The organism is Streptomyces pratensis, assembly GCF_037137275.1.
Classification (GTDB): Bacteria; Actinomycetota; Actinomycetes; order Streptomycetales; family Streptomycetaceae; genus Streptomyces; species Streptomyces pratensis_B.
On record NZ_JBBBEN010000089.1, the window covers coordinates 1 to 17,410 of the forward strand.

General features: G+C 70.1%; 12 protein-coding genes and 3 pseudogenes. 9 read left to right on the top strand and 6 right to left on the bottom strand.

From position 1 onward, the window contains the following. A pseudogene (locus V9U70_RS14715) lies at window positions 1-878 on the top strand (ATP-dependent DNA ligase); the annotation flags it as partial. Between the two features lie 169 nt (window positions 879-1,047). Here V9U70_RS14715 and V9U70_RS14720 read toward each other — a convergent pair. Both V9U70_RS14720 and V9U70_RS14725 read right to left on the bottom strand, forming a co-directional pair. Beyond that, window positions 1,048-1,557 (bottom strand): SRPBCC family protein, encoded by a 510-nt coding sequence (locus V9U70_RS14720; RefSeq protein ID WP_336675455.1) that lies wholly within the window; start codon window positions 1,555-1,557, stop codon window positions 1,048-1,050. Beyond that, entirely contained in the window at window positions 1,554-1,931 is a 378-nt protein-coding gene (locus V9U70_RS14725) for an ArsR/SmtB family transcription factor (RefSeq protein ID WP_336675460.1), read from the bottom strand. The genes V9U70_RS14720 and V9U70_RS14725 overlap by 4 nt, the downstream gene beginning before the upstream one ends. A gap of 555 nt (window positions 1,932-2,486) precedes the next feature. Between V9U70_RS14725 and V9U70_RS14730 the strand changes: the two genes are divergently transcribed. Then, window positions 2,487-3,356 carry a DinB/UmuC family translesion DNA polymerase gene (locus V9U70_RS14730; protein ID WP_336675462.1) on the top strand — a complete coding sequence of 290 codons (870 nt, stop codon included), beginning with the start codon at window positions 2,487-2,489 and terminating at the stop codon, window positions 3,354-3,356. A gap of 215 nt (window positions 3,357-3,571) precedes the next feature. After that, a complete protein-coding gene (locus V9U70_RS14735; protein WP_336675464.1) occupies window positions 3,572-4,024 on the top strand; it encodes an SRPBCC family protein in 453 nt (150 codons plus the stop codon). A gap of 1,332 nt (window positions 4,025-5,356) precedes the next feature. On the opposite strand, the gene V9U70_RS14740 is transcribed toward V9U70_RS14735, so the two are convergent. Continuing rightward, complete coding sequence (locus tag V9U70_RS14740) at window positions 5,357-5,557, bottom strand: hypothetical protein (RefSeq protein WP_336675466.1); 201 nt, start codon at window positions 5,555-5,557, stop codon at window positions 5,357-5,359. A 72-nt stretch (window positions 5,558-5,629) separates the two neighbouring features. Between V9U70_RS14740 and V9U70_RS30605 the strand changes: the two are divergent. Together V9U70_RS30605 and V9U70_RS14745 are read left to right on the top strand one after the other, a co-directional pair. Then, window positions 5,630-5,908: pseudogene (locus V9U70_RS30605) on the top strand (IS3 family transposase); the annotation flags it as partial. A gap of 162 nt (window positions 5,909-6,070) precedes the next feature. Next, window positions 6,071-7,174, top strand: a complete 1,104-nt coding sequence (locus tag V9U70_RS14745; RefSeq protein WP_336675468.1) for an SDR family oxidoreductase — start codon at window positions 6,071-6,073, stop codon at window positions 7,172-7,174. 862 nt (window positions 7,175-8,036) lie between these two features. Here V9U70_RS14745 and V9U70_RS14750 read toward each other — a convergent pair. After that, window positions 8,037-9,068, bottom strand: coding sequence for a LacI family DNA-binding transcriptional regulator (locus V9U70_RS14750; protein WP_336675470.1), 1,032 nt, complete (start codon window positions 9,066-9,068; stop codon window positions 8,037-8,039). Between the two features lie 141 nt (window positions 9,069-9,209). Between V9U70_RS14750 and V9U70_RS14755 the strand changes: the two genes are divergently transcribed. The 4 genes from V9U70_RS14755 (at window position 9,210) to V9U70_RS14770 (ending at window position 14,780) form a co-directional block, all read left to right on the top strand. Then, window positions 9,210-10,511: an ABC transporter substrate-binding protein gene (locus V9U70_RS14755; RefSeq protein WP_336675471.1), complete on the top strand. Its 1,302-nt coding sequence runs from the start codon at window positions 9,210-9,212 to the stop codon at window positions 10,509-10,511. A gap of 95 nt (window positions 10,512-10,606) precedes the next feature. Then, a complete protein-coding gene (locus V9U70_RS14760) occupies window positions 10,607-11,479 on the top strand; it encodes a carbohydrate ABC transporter permease (RefSeq protein WP_336675473.1) in 873 nt (290 codons plus the stop codon). After that, window positions 11,476-12,297: a carbohydrate ABC transporter permease gene (locus V9U70_RS14765; protein ID WP_336675475.1), complete on the top strand. Its 822-nt coding sequence runs from the start codon at window positions 11,476-11,478 to the stop codon at window positions 12,295-12,297. Before V9U70_RS14760 ends, V9U70_RS14765 begins: the two co-directional genes overlap by 4 nt. Continuing rightward, a complete protein-coding gene (locus tag V9U70_RS14770; protein WP_419723983.1) occupies window positions 12,294-14,780 on the top strand; it encodes a beta-xylosidase/alpha-l-arabinosidase in 2,487 nt (828 codons plus the stop codon). Before V9U70_RS14765 ends, V9U70_RS14770 begins: the two co-directional genes overlap by 4 nt. A 197-nt stretch (window positions 14,781-14,977) precedes the next feature. Here the strand turns inward: V9U70_RS14770 and V9U70_RS14775 are convergent. Together V9U70_RS14775 and V9U70_RS14780 are read right to left on the bottom strand one after the other, a co-directional pair. After that, window positions 14,978-15,406, bottom strand: a pseudogene (locus tag V9U70_RS14775) (endo-1,4-beta-xylanase); the annotation flags it as partial. A 1,185-nt stretch (window positions 15,407-16,591) separates the two neighbouring features. Continuing rightward, window positions 16,592-17,365 carry a calcium-binding protein gene (locus V9U70_RS14780; protein ID WP_336675476.1) on the bottom strand — a complete coding sequence of 258 codons (774 nt, stop codon included), beginning with the start codon at window positions 17,363-17,365 and terminating at the stop codon, window positions 16,592-16,594. Window positions 17,366-17,410 lie beyond the last annotated feature (45 nt).

Below are 17,410 nucleotides of genomic sequence, written 5' to 3' on the forward strand. Positions count from 1 at the left end.
TTCGAGGTGAAGCAGGACGGCCAGCGGGCCATGGTCTACCTGCCGGGCGACGGCACGATCCTCTTGCCCGCACCTTCAGGTACGGATACCACCGTCGCCTACCCCGAGTTCCCTTCCCCTCGCCGATGCCCTCGGCGGGCGGAGCGCCGTGCTGGACGGTGAGATCGTGGCACTCGACGATCAGGGTCCAGCGACTTCGAGCGCCTCCGGCAGAGGGTGGGCCTCGTCAGCTCCCCCGCCAAGGCCGCGCGTGTGGCGGCCCGGGTGCCCGCGCACCTGATGCTCTTCGACGTCGTGCACCTCGACGGCCGGCTCCTGACCCAACTGCCGTACGCGGAGCCTCGGGAGCCGCTGGCAGGTCTCAGGCTGGCCGGGCCCGCCCGGTCGACGCCCGCGGCGATCACCGGGCACGGCGCCCAGGCATGGGAGGTGGCCCGGGACGCGGGACTGGAAGGGCTGATCGCGAAACGGCTCGCCTGCCGGTACGAGCCCGGGGCGCGTCGAAAACCTGGGTGAGGATCAGGGTCCACCGCATCGCTGACGTCGTGATCGGCGGGTGGGTCCCCGGGCGCGGCCGGCTGACCGGCCGGCCCGGGGCGGTTCTGGTCGGCGAGCGGCGCGACGGATTGCTGCATTACGCGGGCAGTGTCGGCACCGGCTGGAGCGAGGCCCAACGCACCGGCCTCGCTGAACCCCTACAGCTAGCGGCCATCGAGACCTGCCCTTTCGCGCAGGTCCCGCCGATAGCCGGAGCCCGGTGGGTGCTTCCCCGACTCGTCGGTGAGGCCCGGTACGCCTCCCGCACCCGCGCCGGACGCCTGCGCCATCCCTCTTGGCACCGGCTACACCCCGACCTCATCCCCGACGACCCTGCATGAGAGTGCGCTGGGCGGACGTCCCAGCAAGGCGAAAGCCGCTGGACGTTCGTCGGGAGGCTGGCGGTCGGCCGTCCCCGTCCGCGCCCACGCCCACGCCCACGCCCACGCCCACGAGGGAGCACGGAGGGCTGGGGCACGTCCCGATCAAGAACTCGGCGACGTGTCGGGCTTAGCTGAACATGGCCAGGTAGTGCTGTTCGTGGGCCGGGTGGTAGTCGCCGAAGTCGACGGATGCCGGGTCACCGCCGGTCTCTGCGACGATGAGCCGGTCGAGGTAGTAGTCCCAGCCGGGACCGACTCCGCCCGCCATCGCCGGGTCGTCGCCGACGGACTGAGTGAAGGTGAGCGTGGTGGCGCCCTCGTGCTCGACGAGCGTGAGAGTCATGTGCCAGATGGGTTCCTGACCGAGTACCTGCGACGTGAGGACCAGACGGCGGGGGGCCTGGCACTCCTGGATGGTGAGGAGCTCGGCCTGGTGTTCCTCGCCCTCGTAGAGCATCCGGAAGTCGACCGAGCCGGTCGACGGGTCGCCGGTCCATTCGCCGATCCATCGGGCCAGACGGTCGGGTTCGGTGACCGCCGCCCAGACATCCTTGATGCCGGCCCGGAAAGTGCGGTCGAAGGCGATGCTGTCCCGGCCGTCGATGGTCACGCGACGCCCGGTGGGGGTGCTGGTCATGCGGATTCCTCCTGAGGTCTTCCGGTGCTGGAAGCGGCGTCGGCGCCGGCCCGGCGGTCGTGGACGGTTCTGCGGACCTCCAGTTCGAGGGCGTCGAAGGCGCTCTCGGGGATCAGGGAGCGGCACCCGGCGAGCTCGTCGAGCAGGGCGCGGACCGGGGCGAGGCCCGGGCGGGCGAGCGCGTAGTGGCGCTCGCGACCGTGATCCTCGACGGTGGTCAGCCCTGCCTCGGTGAGCAGCCGCAGATGCTTGCTCACCGCAGGCCGACTGATGGGGTGCCGTGCCGCGAGGTCGACCACCCGGGCCGGGCCGGAGGCGAGGGCGCGCAGCAAGTCACGGCGTATGGGGTCGGCCAGAGCGGTGAACGGGTCCACCCCTTATTGGTAACCCACTGGTTACCAATCTGCAAGTCCTCGGCCCCACGGACCCAGGATTCTCTGACGGGGAACGGCCCGACACCTGGCCGCGGTGGTGATCGTCGGCGTGCGCGGCGGCCGGCGCGCATCCGGGCGGGGCGCCGTCCCGCGTGGCGCGGGTGCGGCGCGGGCGTTGCGGACCACCTTCTGCAGAGCAGGCCGGCGACCCGGGCGGGCTCGTCCCAGCTCGACCCATGGGGTGGCTTGCCGTCGGCGCCGGCGGTCCACCACCGGTGAGGCCAGTCGAAGCGGCGGTATAGGTGATCTGGTCCGACACCGGAGACGACTGCCCTTCTGCGGCGCGGGAAGCTGGCGGGAGGGCCGGGACAGGGCAGCGTCGGCGATGCCGCGTGGGAACCATCGAGCAAGCGGCGCCGGACGCGCCGCCGAGCTCGTGCAGCTCCGTACGAAGCGCAACCGCGCCTCGAAGGAAGGGACGCCGAGAGTGAGGGGGCCGCCCGTTCTGATCATCGCAGGCCGGCTGTAGGGCTGTACGGGCTGCCGCTCGCCGTCATGGACGGCATCAGCTCCCGGGTTGAACCCCTGCCGACCGACTGGTCCGCCTGCGTCGACCTCACCGGTGCCCTGCCGTACTGGGGACGCGACGTCGAGAGTTTGATCGCCCGTGCTCCGACTGCTCCTGCTCGTCCTCCACGGCGTGCCGTGCTCGGCCGGGGCGGCCCCACCCGCTCCATCGCGGCCATGGCCGCGGACCTCACCTCTCCGGGTGCGGCCACGGTGATCCGTACAGAATCGCAGCATTTCTGGGTCCCAGGGCGGCCTCCGCCCTGCCCGGCATCGGCCCCAAGACCGCCTGGGCCCTCGCCCCGCTTCGGCATCACCACCGTCGACGACATCGCCGACACCCCACTCACGGCCCTCCAGCGCATTCTCGGGGCAGCGGCAGCCCGCCAGGCCCACGAGCGCGCACACGGGATCGACGAGCGCGCGGTCGTCCCGGGTGCAGCCCCCAAGAGCATGAGCACCGGTCACCGCTTCGACCGCGACGAACTCGACCAGGCCCAGCACCACCGCGCGGTGCCGGGCCTGGTCCAGGACCTCGGCGCCCGACTGCGTGCGAGCGGTGAGATCGCGCAGGCGCTCACGCTCACCGTCACCTATGCCGACCGCACGCAGAGCACCCGCAGCCGCAGCCCCGCCGAACCGTCCACCCACTCCCCCGCGCTGGCTGCCACTGCCCGCGAACTCCTCACCGGGCTTGGCCTCAGCGCGCCCGCGTCCGGGCCATCGCCCTGCGCGCGGAACGCCTCCGGCCAGCCGAGGGCACGATCCACCAGCTCAGCTTCGACGAGCACGACGACGAATTCCGCCGCCTGGAAACGGCACTCGACAAGGCCACAGCCCACTACGGCCTCGGCGTAACAAGGCGGCTCGGCCCTCCCCCGAGCCGGGTAAGAGGGATGGGCCGGCAGGGACTTCGGGATGTCGAGCCGGTCCGGACCGCTCCCCGCTCAGCTGGCCTGAACCGGGGACGTACTTGGCGAGTCTCGACTCGAAGGGAGCAGAGGTGACTCGAGGCATACCGAGGCCGTTCGGGGGAACTCCTGGGAGACATCACCCTCACGAAGGAGAGCACCGTGTCGCAGGTTGAGGAGTCCATCGAGGTCAGCGTCCCTGTCAGCGTGGCGTACAACCAGTGGACCCAGTTCGAGAGCTTTCCCCAATTCATGGAGGGAGTCGAGCGGATCGAGCAGCGTACCGAGACTCTGACCCGCTGGAAGACGAAGATTGCCGGTGTTGAGCGCGAGTTCGACGCGGAGATCACCGAGCAGCTTCCCGACGATCGGGTCGCTTGGACCAGCGTCGGGGGCGAGGCCAGGCAGGCCGGTGTGGTGACCTTCCACTACATCGACGACAACGCCACCAAGATCATGCTGCAGCTCGACTACGACCCCGACGGCCTGGCCGAGAACGTCGGCGACAAGCTGGGCTTCGTCAAGCGGCAGGCCACAGGCGACCTGAAGCGCTTCAAGGAGTTCATCGAGTCCCGCGGCGGCGCTGAGACAGGCAGCTGGCGCGGCAGCGTCTGATCCCTTGCACAGCAACAGACCTCCCAGGTGGGCGATGCGGCTGTGGGGTGCCCGGTGAGCGCACCGGTCGGACAGCCGCACGCCGAGCGGGATGAGCCGGGCCGCGCGGCGGCGCTGCTTGCCGTACCGCTTCAGAAGTGCGCATCGCCTGGTTCTGCCGCTCCACTGCCTCCGGATGTCCGGATCGACCCGGGGCAGCGTCACGACCGCACAGTGCGCCTCGATCGCGCGGCGGTAGCCCTTCCGACGGCGTCCGGCGCTCCACTCTCTGGCCGGGACGACCGGTTGCGGAGACGGTGTGACAGCCGCTGGTGCGGGGCCGGCGTCTATGAGTGCGGGGGCCAAGACGTGCAGGGCGCGGACGTTCGCGTTCGGCACCCGCTCGTTGGCCGCCGCGATCAGCTTCGGCGCGCTCCAGCGCAGTTGCGTGCCCGCTGCCGGGGCGTCGGGGACGATGTCCAGGCGGCCGGTCTCCGCGCCGAGCGCCACGACCTGGACCCGCCCAGTGAGCTCGGGCACGACAGCCGCGAGGATGGTATCGAAGGCCGTTCCAGGCGAGGCGACTGCGCTCACCTCGGCCACCTGATCGACCGGAACGTTGTCCTGCGGCCCGAGGGCCGCTACCGCCGTTACTTCATCCACCCGTACTTCGCCGGGTACGCCTCCCAGGACGAGGTGGAGGAGGCGCTGCGCGAGGCGACCGAGGCCATCAAGGCTGGTGCCCTGGCCGCCCGGCGCTCCCGCCCCGCAGCGGCACCTGGCCGCCGCGCCCACCCCTCGCACCGGTCGCCCGGCCGGGTGACACGACATCAGCGGCACCGCGCCCCTTCGAGGGGGCGGTGCCGTTCTCGTGCGCTGAGGGCGATACATCGTTCCTGGCCCCCGAGCCGTGTGCACACGGCAGAAGACCGGTGATCCGTCCCGGTCTGACCTGCCAGGTAGGTCGGACCGGGACGGTGAAAGACAGAACTGTGGTCTTCTTCTCACTATTTCCGGTATCGCGACCACGCGACGAGGGGCCCACGACGATGACGAACGGAATCACGAAGATAGCGTCGGCCTCCAGGGGCTCCAGAGGCATCGGAGCGCTGATGCTCATCGTCGGGCTTTCCTCATACTCGTGTACGCAAGGACCAATGACACGCATCCTGATACTAGGAGCAGCAGACCACAGCCAAGTGCAACAGCGGCTTGGTTGAACAGTGTGATGAGCAGCAGTCCGCAGACGATCTGCAGAAGGCCGAGGGGGGCGATGGTTCTCTCGCGTCCTGGCTGAATCATCTTCCTGTCTCCTGTCGTGAGAACGAAGGCCGGGCCCCGGCCTTCGTTGCGTCAGCTCAGATCGTTCTGGTAAGTCGCGCCCACGTACGGGGCTGCGGCTGCGGCTCCTACCGCCGTAAAGGCAGCCGCTCCCGCTACGCAAAGCACGGTGATGCCGCTCTCCGCGATCATCGCGGCCGTGGCTGCCTCGGCGTCTTCGCCTTCGGTCAGGCCGGAGTAGAGGGTACCGCCGATGCCCAGGGCGTTACCCATGCCATCGACACTGCTGGACGCCCTGGAGATGACGCTGTGGCAACGTGACCGCGGCCAACACCCGGTGCAGCCGTGCGAGTTGATACACCACTCGGATACCGGGTCGCAATACAGGAGTTTCCGCTCGCCGACCACCTGGAGACCGCCGGCATCGCCGCCTCCATCGGACCGGTCGGACGCCTACGACAACGCCCTGATGGAGGCACGATCGGCCTGTTCAAGACCGAACTGATCAAGCCCAGGCGGCCATGGAAGACGCTGCCCGACGTCGAGCTCGCCACCGCCGAGTACATCGACTGGTACAACCACCGGCGACTCCGCGGTGGGACAGGCCACGTCCCACCGCTCGAATACGAGAACAACCACTACCTCGCAACCACGACCCCAGGTCACACCCAACGTCTGAGATCTCTACCGAACCCGGAACGGTTCACTGCCGTGTGTGGTGGTGTCCAGGCCGGTCGCGCCGGGAACCTCACCCCGTGTACGGGTCCATCGGAAGGGAGTTCCAGTATGACGGTGGTGTTGACGGGCGGAACGGGTTTTGTGGGATCGAGGCTCTGCTCGGAACTGCTGCATCGGACGGATGGTCCGGTGGTATGTCTGGTCCGGGGCGAAGATGCCGTTACGGCTGAACGGCGGATGAGGACAGCGCTGGGCGAGGTCGACGAGGAAGCGGCAGCCTCACCGCGCTTACGCACCGTTGCGGCGGACCTCTCGGCTGATCGGTTCGGTCTGGGTAAGGACGTGTACCGGCAGCTGGCCCAAGAGGCCGAGGCCGTCTACCACAGCGGGGCTTCCGTGCACCTGGCCGCACCCTACGAACGGGTGGCCCCGGTCAATCTCGGCGGGACGCGGCGTGTGATCGATTTCTGCACTACGGGAGCGGCCAAGCACCTGCACCACGTTTCGACGCTCGGAGTGTTCCTCGCCGCACGTGAGACGGGCCTGGATCGCGTGGACGAGTCGACCCCGCCTTCGCTGCAAACCTGCGGACCGTTCGGATATCTGCGGACCAAGGTCGAAGCCGAGAACGCAGTGGCATCAGCCGCAGCCGACAAGGACGTCTCAGCCACCGTCTACCGGCCCGGACTGGTTCTGGCCGACTCCCGCGACGGGGCCGCGCCCGCCAACGACTTCACCACCTGTGTGATCGCCGCGGCCATCGTCACGGGCTGCTGCCCCACCGCCATGGGCTCCCTGCCGGCCTCCACCGTCGACCACACCGCGCAGGCAATCGCCGCCCTCTCCCTGGCGCCCGGCGCTTCGAGGAGTGTCTACCACGTCATGCGACCCGAACCGCTGCCGATGCGGGAACTTTTCGACCGGGCCCGCGGACACGGGCACCGCATCCGCGAGGTATCCGCTCAGCAGTGGAGAGAGGCTCTGTACGCCCACCGGGAAAACCCGTGGGCACGAGCCGCCTACGCCCTGGACATCTGCACCTACACCCTCGGTCTCGCCCCCGATCGCCGCCCACCCGCAGTGGACGGCGCGACCACCGCTCAGGCGACCGCACAGGCAGGAGTCAGCGTGCCCGACACGGGGGCCGCCTACTTCGACCGCCTGCTCAACCGGTTGCACCAAGACCACGGCGAAACACTCATACACAGCTGAACCCCAGTGGCGGCGGCTTGACGGGACTCGGCGGTCCATTCCCAGCGGGCAGCGATGCCGCGCCATTGCTTCAGACCGTCGGAGCACCGTTCCACGACGTTGCACTGCTTGTGGAGGCCGCCTCCTGGCCGCCGCCCCAGGCGCTGTCAGCTCTCTCCTGACCTGTGATCTCCCTGTGCAACGCGGTCACTTTTGTCTGCTTGCGCCTCAGGGATGTGGAAGGGGGCGTCGGGGCCTGCGGGGATGTCCGCGTCGCCGCAGTGGTTCAGTGCGTTGAGTGCCGGCGCCTGGGCCGGGAGTCCTTGCGCCGCACCACTTCCGGCTGAGGCATCTCCTTCGGGCGGGTATGGCTGGTGGGATTCGTGCAGGAGTTGTCGTACGGGGACGAGGCGATCACGACGATCCCGCCCGTGCGCCCCGCACGTCCCAGACAGGTCCAACCCGCTCGCCGGCCTGGAGAACCGCCGCGCAGGGATCTCACCGAGCCTTTCTGCCTCTGACCCAGCGCTCCGCCACAAGGGCTGAGGGCAGCGCGCCCTGCACGGTCGTGATGCCCGAGGCCGACGGGAGACGGCGATGGAGGGAACGACGTGCGCGAGCAGGCGGAGGGCCCGTCGGTATTCCTGCTGGTACGAGGGGGTGTCCGCAGGATCGTGCGGCGAGTGCGGTGCGGCCGCAGGCCGGCGGCCACGCACAGTGAGACGGGGCGGGCCACGACTCGGCCCGCGGAGAGGACGCGGCGATCGGCCCGCCCGCCTCCCCGCCGCCTCCGCACGCGTACACGCACTGATCAGCTCCGTCAGAGCGACGATCAGCCTCGCGGGTCGACGGCGACGAGCAGGCGCGGCGGGGCCCAGGGGGCTCAGTTCTCAGGCGGCGGCGCCGTGCTCTTGCGTACGACCAGACTCGTGGCCAGCTCCAGCCGCGTGGACACCGACTCCTGGGCCCGCAGCCGCATCAGCATCTGCGCGGCCTCCTCCGCCATCTGGCGCAGCGGCTGGTGGACCGTGGTCAGCGCCGGGCTGGCCCAGCGGGCGATGGACACGTCGTCGTAGCCGACCACCGAGAGGTCGTGGGGGACGCGCAGGCCACGCTGTCGGGCTGCTTCCAGTACGCCGAGTGCCTGGAGGTCGCTGCCGGCGAAGATCGCGGTGGGCCGCTGGGGCCGGGACAGCATCTCGGTGGCGCGGTCGTATCCGCCCTCCACGTGGAAGTCGCCGAACAGGGTGAGTCCGGGGTCCGCCTTCAGCCCCGCCATGGTCATCGCCGACCGGTAACCGTCGAGCCGGGCGCGGGAGCAGAGCATGTCCTCGGGTCCGGTGATGATCCCGATACGCCGGTGCCCGCACTCGAGGAGATGACGGGTGGCGACCAGTCCGCCATTCCAGTTGGCCGAGCCGACCGAGGGCACGTCGGGGTCGGGGTCGCCCGCCGGATCGATGATGACGAACGGGATCGAACGCGCCCTGAGCTGCTGTTTCACCTCGTCGGGCAGGGCGGACAGGACCAGGACGACACCGAGCGGCCGGCGCTGGAGCATCGCCTCCATCCAGTCGGGGCTGGGCGAGTGGCGGGTCCCGCTCTCGGTGAGGACGACTCCGGCGCCCTGGGCCTTGGCGACGTTCTCCACCCCCCGGATCAGCTCCATGGCCCAGATGCTCTCCAGCTCGTGGAACACGATCTCGATGAGCGGGGCCTCGTGGGCCGACCGTGTGGTGCGCCGGTACGCATGGGCCTCCAGCAGGCGCTCCACCTTGGCCCTGGTGAGGGGCGCCACGTCCTGTCGCCCGTTGAGAACCTTCGAAACTGTCGAGATGGAGACACCGGCCCGCTGGGCCACCTGGGCCAGGGTGATGCGGCCCGTCTCCTCGTCATCGCGCATGGCGAGGAGCATAAAGCACGCGGCAACCGCCACCGAGACATAACGCTTCGATAACACAGCGACCAAGGGTTGACCCCTCAGACAGGCCAGTCCTAGCGTCCCGACTCAGGAAGTTTCGGCAATCATGTCGAAAAAGTTTCGAGAGGCGAGTCGATGAAGCAACGCGCACGGTTCTCGCGATCCGTCGTCGGTGGTGCCGCGCTGGCCCTGACGCTGTCACTGTCCGGGTGCGGAGGGGATTCCGACGCGGCCGCCGACGGCGACACCATCCGCGTCCTCGTCTACGGGGACGCGGCGAACAAGGTGGAGAAGGAGATCGTCGCCACCTTCAACAGGACGTCGGAGGTGAAGGCCGTCCTGGATACCATCCCGGGGGCCGACTACCAGGCCAAGCTGCAGACGATCATCAGCAGCAAGCAGGCGCCGGACGTCTTCTTCAACTGGGGCGGCGGCAGCATCAAGCCGTTCGTCGACGCCGGCCTGCTGCTGCCGCTGGACTCCTTCATCGCCAAGGACCCGAACCTCAGGACGAAGTTCCTGCCGTCCGTGTTCAACAGCGCGGTGGTCGACGGCACGCCCTACGGGGTCCCCATGCGCGGTACGCAGCCCGTGGTGCTGTTCAACAACGGCAAGGTCCTCAGGGAGGCGGGTGTCGAGCCTCCGAAGACCTGGGACGACCTGCTGGCAGCGGTCAAGGCGCTGAAGGCCGACGGTGTCACCCCGATCGCGCTGGGCGGTGGCGACCGGTGGACGACGCTGATGTGGTTCGAGTACCTCTACGACCGCATCGCCGGCCCGGGGCTCTTCCGGAAGGCCCTGGACGGCGACAAGGACGCCTGGGCGAGCCCGGACAGCCGGAAGGCACTGAGCAAGGTCAGGGAACTGGTGGACGCCGGGGCCTTCGGCACCAACTACGACTCGGTGAAGTTCACCGACCAGGGCTCCCCCACGCTCCTGGCGACCGGCAGGGCCGCCTTCGAGCTGATGGGCTCGTGGGGTTACTCGACCCAGCAGGACGCACATCCCGAGTTCGCGAAGAGCGATCTCGGATACAGCGCCTTCCCCTCCGTCGAGGGCGGCAAGGGCGACCAGGCGAACATCGTCGGCAACACCAACAACTTCTACTCCGTGCTGAAGAAGACGAGGCACCCGCAGGCCGTCGCCGAGTTCCTGAAGCTCATGTACTCGGACCAGTTCGTGAAGGCGCAGCTCGACATCGGCAACCTGCCGACCACGACGAACACCGCAGGCTTCCTGGACACGGCTGCCAACCCCGAGTTCGCGAAGTTCCAGTACGAGCTGGTCGAGGCGGCCCCGTCGTTCCAGCTCTCCTGGGACCAGGCGTACCCCCAGTCGGCGGCCACGACGATGTACCAGTCCCTCCAGCAGTTCTTCAACGGCTCCATGGACGAGGACGCCTTCGTCCGGGCTATGCAGGCGCTGCCGACCTCGTGAGCGCACGGAAATCCGGACTCGGAGCACATGACGCCACCCGCACCGCAACACCCTCCGCGGCCGGCGAGACGGTCAGGGGGACCGGCTGGTCCGGCGTGGGAGCAAGCCGCCCGGGGTTGCTCTGGGCTGCTCCCGCCGCTGTCTTCTTCGGCCTCTTCGCCATCGTCCCGCTCATCATGGTCGTCGTCCTCTCCTTCGCCGGCTGGGACGGTCTGAGCGACCCGCGATTCGTCGGCCTCGACAACTGGAAGAAACTCCTCGACGACCCCGTCATGATCAGGAGCCTCTGGCTGAGCGTCCTGCTCACCGTGCTCGGGGTCGTCGTCCAGACCCCGCTGAGCATCCTGCTCGGAGTCTGGGCGGCCGGGCACCAGCGCAACCGGGCCGTCCTGTCCGCCATCTACTTCGTCCCGATGCTGCTGTCCATCACGGCCGTGTCCGTGCTGTGGCGTGCCGTCCTCGACCCCAACTTCGGTGTCCCCGCGCAGGCCGCATGGCTGTTCGGCGACGGCAACCTGTTCGGGGCGCAGGCCAGTGCGATCGGTGTCCTGGTCTTCGTCAGCACCTGGCAGTTCACCCCCCTGCACACGCTGATCTACCAGGGCGCGGCGCGAGCGGTGCCGCCGGTCCTCTACCAGGCGGCGCAGATCGACGGCGCGGGCACGGTGCGGCAGTTCTTCCACATCACGCTGCCGCAGTTGCGCAACTCGATCGTCACCTCGACGATCCTGATGGTGGTCGGCGGACTCACGACCTTCGACACCGTGCTCATCCTGACCCAGGGCGGACCGGGCAGCGACACCACCATCAGCGCCTACTACATGTACCAGAAGGCGTTCAAGAGCTTCGACTACGGAGCGGCGTCCGCCATCGCCCTCCTTCTGGTCCTCGTCTCGACGGTCATCTCGCTGATCCTGGTGCGGCTCTCGGGCTACGACAAGATGCGCAGCACCATGGAGGGCCTGTGAGGAAGAGCCGTCCCAACTACCTCGCCGGTTTCGGCTCGCTGGTCTGGCTCCTCGTGGTGGGGCTGCCGCTGTACGTGATGCTCGTCGCCACGTTCCAGTCGCGCCCCGACTACGCGGCGAACGGCCCGTTGGCCTTCCCCGAGCGCTTCACGCTCGACAACTACGTCAACGACCTCGACAGCGGCTTCGCGCAGTACTTCCTCAACACGGTCATCGTCACCGTGTGCGTAGTGGGAATCGTCGTGCTCCTCGTCCCGCCGCTGGCGTACACCATCGTCAGGAGCCGGGGCCGGGCCGCCACCACGGTCTTCCGCCTGTTCCTCCTGGGCCTGGCGATCCCCTCGCAGGCGGTCATCGTCCCGATGTTCTTCGTCATCAGCGAAGCCGGCCTCTACGACAACCTCATCGGCGTCATCCTGCCGACGGCGGCCTTCGCCATGCCGGTGTGCGCCCTGATCCTCACGGGGGTGATGCGCGACATCACCCCCGATCTGTACGAGGCGATGACGATGGACGGCGCCTCGTCCCGGCGGATCTTCTTCCAGATGGTGCTGCCGCTGTCCAGGAGCGGGATCTCGACGATCGTCGTCTTCTCCTCGCTCCAGGCGTGGAACGGCTTCCTCTTCCCTCTCGTCCTGACGCAGTCGGCGGAGACCAAGGTGATCACCCTGGGGCTCTACGACTTCCAGACCGAACACGGAGTCGACACCCCGGGCCTCCTCGCCGCAGTCGTCCTGTCCATGCTCCCCATCCTGATCGTCTACCTGTTCGCCCGTCGCGCCCTGGTACAGGGGCTGATGGGGGTCGGAGGAAAGTGACCGCCAACATCGACAACGCCGACGTTCAGACACTCGCCGAGGGCGCCGACTGCCGTGCGCCGGTGTCCGGCGCCACGGACCACCGCACCGCGCCCTGGCGCGATCCCACCCTCGCTCCCGAGGCCAGGGCCGATGCCCTGATCGCCGCCATGACCCTCCCGGAGAAGATCTCCCAACTCTTCGGCGTCTGGGTGGGCGCGTCCGACGAGGGCGCCGAAGTCGCGCCGTTCCAGCACGACGTGGCGGAGGCCGTCGCCCTCGACGACCTTCTTCCGTACGGCCTGGGTCAGTTGACCCGCCCCTTCGGCACGGCCCCGGTCGACCCGGCCGTGGGCGCCCTCTCGCTCTCGCGCACCCAGGAGCGGATCGCCGGGGCCAACCGGTTCGGCATACCGGCGCTCGCCCATGAGGAATGCCTTGCGGGCTTCGCCACCTGGGGCGCGACCGCCTATCCGGTGCCCCTGTCCTGGGGCGCCGCCTTCGACCCGGAGCTGGTCCGGGAGATGGCCGCCGCGATCGGCCGAGACATGCGCTCCGTCGGCGTGCACCAGGGGCTCGCCCCCGTCCTGGACGTCGTACGCGATGCACGCTGGGGCCGCGTCGAGGAGACGATCGGCGAGGACCCGTACCTCGTGGGAACGATCGCCACCGCCTATGTGCGGGGACTGGAGTCGGCGGGGGTCGTCGCCACCCTCAAGCACTTCGCCGGTTACTCCGCCTCACGGGCAGGCCGTAACCTCGCCCCCGTGGGGATGGGTGCGCGGGAGCGGGCCGACGTCATCCTGACCCCGTTCGAGATGGCCGTACGCGAAAGCGGGGTGCGGTCGGTCATGCACGCCTACACCGACACCGACGGCGTCCCGTCGGCGGCCGACGGACCACTGCTGACCGGCCTGCTCCGCGAGACCTGGGGCTTCGAGGGGACGGTCGTCGCGGACTACTTCGGCATCGCGTTCCTGAAGACGCTGCACGGTGTGGCGGGGACCTTCGGGGAAGCGGCCGGCGCCGCACTCGGCGCGGGGGTGGACGTGGAGCTGCCGACCGTCAAGGCCTTCGGCCGCCCGCTGACCGACGCGATCACCGCCGGCGTGGTCCCCGAGGCGCTGGTGGACCGTGCGGTACGCCGAGTGCTCGTCCAGAAAGCCCAGTTGGGGCTCCTGGACGCGAACTGGACGCCGGTGCCGCCGGTGTTCACCGAAGCCGCCGGCGCGGGCGGGGGCGGGGGCGGCTTCGCGGGCGGGACGGCGGATGCGCTGCGGGGGACCGTCCGTCTCGACACCGACGAGAACCGCGCGCTCGCCCGCCGCGTCGCCGAACAGGCTGTCGTCCTCCTTCGCAACGACGGCACCCTGCCCCTGGCGGTGGACACGGCCGCCGGAGCTCCGGGCCGCATCGCGCTCATCGGGCCCAACGCCGACGCCCCGACGGCCGTCCTCGGCTGCTACGCCTTCCCCGTCCACGTCGGAAGTCAGCATCCCGAGACCTCGCTCGGCATCGAACTGCCCACCTTGCGGCAGGCGTTGGCGGCGGAGTTCCCCCGCAGCGAGATCGTCGCCGCACACGGTGCGGACATCGACGGCATCGCCACCGGCGGGTTCGGTGAGGCCGTCGAACTGGCCAGGGGCGCCGACCTCGTGATCGCCGCACTCGGTGACCGGGCCGGTCTGTTCGGGCGTGGCACGAGCGGGGAGGGTTGCGACGCGGAGAGCCTGGCACTCCCCGGTGTCCAGCAGCAGCTGCTCGACACCCTCCTCGACACGGGCGTCCCCGTGGTCGTCACGCTGCTCGCCGGGCGCCCCTACGCCCTCGGGCGTGCGGTGGACGAGGCGGCCGCGGTGGTGCAGTCGTTCTTCCCCGGGGAGGAGGGAACGACGGCCATCGCCTCGGTCCTCAGCGGCCGCACCGAACCGTCCGGCCGGCTGCCCGTCAGTGTGCCGCGCCACCCGGGCTCCCAGCCTTCCACCTACCTGGCGGCGCGGCTGGGCCACTTCAGCGATGTGTCCAGCGTCGACCCGTCCCCGGCGTTCGGGTTCGGCCACGGTCTGGCGTACACCTCCTTCGAGTGGAGCGGCCTCGTCGTGGAGCACGGGCGGGCGCCCACGGATGGGGAGTTCACGCTCTCCTGCACCGTTCGCAACACCGGCGCGCGGGAGGGGACCGAAGTGTTCCAGGTCTATCTGCACGACCCGGTCGCCTCCGTGGTCCAGCCGGTGCAGCGCCTCATCGGGTACGTACGCCTCGGCCTGGCCCCGGGACGGGCGGCCAGGGTGCGGGTGACGGTCCCGGCGGACCTCGCGTCCTTCACGGGCCGCGACGGCGACCGGATCGTCGAGCCGGGCGATCTCGAACTGCGGCTGAGCGCGTCGAGCACCGACGTGCGCCTGGCTGCCCGGGTCACGCTGACCGGGCCGGTACGCACGGTCGACCACACCCGCCGACTGCACACAAGCCTCGCGACGGAGATCCTCACGGACGCGCCGTAGTCCGGCGCGCACCGACGGGAAGGCCTTCGCGGGGGGACGCCCACTCGCGAAGGCCCTCTGCCCCTGGGGCCGGACGCTCCGGTCAGGAGGCGGTGCAGGCGCTGACGGCGGGCGGCGCCGTGTCGCCGTTCGTCATGACGGTGAAGCCGAAGCTCGTCGCCCCGCCGGCCGCCAGGTTGCCGTTGCCGCTCTGGGTCATGGTCATCACCTTCCCGGTGCCGCATGACCTGGGTGATGTGGTTGTTCATCGCCGTTCGGAGGTCACTCGCACCCAGTGCCCCGACCCAGCCGGGCAGTTGGGAGTGCCAGACCAGGGTGTGCCCCCGCACCTTCATGCCGCGGCTCTGCGCGTGGCTGACGATCCGGTCGGCTGCCCCGTAGGTGAACGATCCCCGGGCCCCGTCCAGCGCGTCCCACTTCATCTCGTTCTCGGGGGTCACCGAGTCGAACTCCGTGTTCAGCGTGGCGGTGCAGGGCTCCTCATCGAGGTGGTCAGCGGCGACCGCCGTACCGAAGTAGCGGCCCTTGGCGGTTGCCGACTCACCGAGGGTGCCCGCCGCGTGGGCGGCGCCCGTCAGGGCGACGACACCGGTGGCCGTGAGCAGTCCCGTGACGGAGAGCACCAGTGCCCGGCGCGCGGAGGCGCGTAATGGGGTGCGGCCTCTCCCGCAAGCGTTGGCAGTGTTCTGATCATGACACTTTCTTCCTTCTGTGGACGGCCCGCGGGACACATCGGCGACACACGATGGGCGCGGGCGTGGAGGGCATCGGCCCCTGCCCGTGAGTCGCTTCTCGCCTTCACCGCACTGGAACAGCCGTTCCGCTGTTGCTCGGGGAGGGCCGCAGACCTCGTCACCGAGGGCTGGAAGGTCGCGGGCGCCGTCTTCGGCGCAGCTTCCGCACGCGGGTTCGGCGGCCGGGGCCGGCGAGTGGACCGTCGGACATGTTCGCACGGCCCCGGCAGCGGGGGGCGAGGCTGGCGCTCTTCCCGTGCCCGAGCTCGGCGAAGAAGGCGTGACCCAGGGGCCGTGGCGGCCCGGTGGCCGCGTCGCTCCGGGACCCCCCAACGGAGCGCCTGGTCCAGGACGCCGGGTCCAGCAGGTCCGCGGTCGCGGGCTGGGTCCTCGCCTGGCGAGGCGAGGACCCAGCCGTGACCGGTCTCCTTCGTCCCGAGGTCGTAGCCGACCGCGACGGCTGGCGGTGTCCGGTGTCCTGACAGGCAACGGGCATGCGGTGCACCGGGGCGCGCATCAGCGTCAGCAGCCGGTACGCGGTCGGACGAGGGGTGCCGGGGAGCCGCAGAGGGCCTGGCGACCACCGAGCGGGACAGCGTCGCCCACGGCAGCCACCAACGCGCCCGAGGGTGCCCGCTGCCCGAGGCTCCCGTCACTGCGATTCAGGGCTGGGACAGCCGAGGGGGCGACCGGGGCACGCCGGCTTCCGCAGCGCTCAGGACCGGTCAGAGCACCCCGACGGCAGAGGAGGGAAACAGCGCCCTTTCACATCCGTGCTCCAGCGGTGTCCCCCGCCGCAGTCACCGTCGTGGCCCCTGGCGGGCACGATCTCACCAGGATGCCCGGGCGCCGCCCCATCGCTCAGGCTCGCTGAGTACGAGACCCCACCCCACACCACTCGGGCGGCGATATGACCGGTGGGGTCGCCGCGCGCTTGCCGTTGCGTCCACCACCCGAGCAGAAGCGTCCCCCGCCTCCGGCGTCGCCGGCGACGCCGCAGGGGGTCGTGGACCGCACCCAGGCCAGTGCCGCGGTCACGGCACTGGTCCGCCCCCGCGCGGGCGGGCCCGGCGTCGCCTACGGGAGGACGATGTCTCGGCCCGGACCGCCTTCCACCATGTCCCTCCCTGCGCCGCCGACGATCAGGTCGTCGCCGGCCTCGCCGTGCAGCATGTCATCGCCGGAGCCGCCGAGGAGGACGTCCTTGCCGTCCCCGCCCATGACGTGGTCGTCGCCCGAACCCGCGTACACGAGGTCCGTGCCGCCGTAGCCCTCGATCATGTCGTCGCCCCGGCCGCCCCGCATACGCTGATGGCCGTCGTCGCCCATCAGGTGGTCCATGCCGTCGCCGCCCTCCAGGACGACGCGCCCCATGACCATGTCGTCGCCCGCGCCACCTCGTACCGTGTGCGCGGTGTGGGCGTGCAGGGTGTCGTCACCGGGTCCGCCGCTGACGGTGGCCACCCCGGGGTCGCTGGTGGCGATCTCGTCGTCGCCGTCGCCGAGGAAGACGTCGATCCGGTCGGCCCGGGAGCTGCCGGTGGGCAGTTCGCAGACGACGTACGTCTCGACCCCCGGTTCCAGGTACGCGCAGTGGTCACCGGGCTGGAGCGGGACCGCGTCGCGGAAGCCGATGCGCCGGACCTCGTCGCCCCGGTCCATCGGGACGACGTGGAGGTCGTTGACCTGGCCCGGGGCGGCGGTGAAGGTGATCGCCTGCTTCGCCCAGTCGGCGCCGATACGGGCCTTGCCCCCGGCGGCGGGTGGAGCCGCGGCGGCCGGGGACGCGGCGAGGCCGGCGGCGAGCAGGGCTACGACGGCTGCGCGGGCAGTGACGCGGGGGCGATTCATGGGACCTCACCTCGATGGGGTGGCGGGTGGGCCGGACCGGCGGCG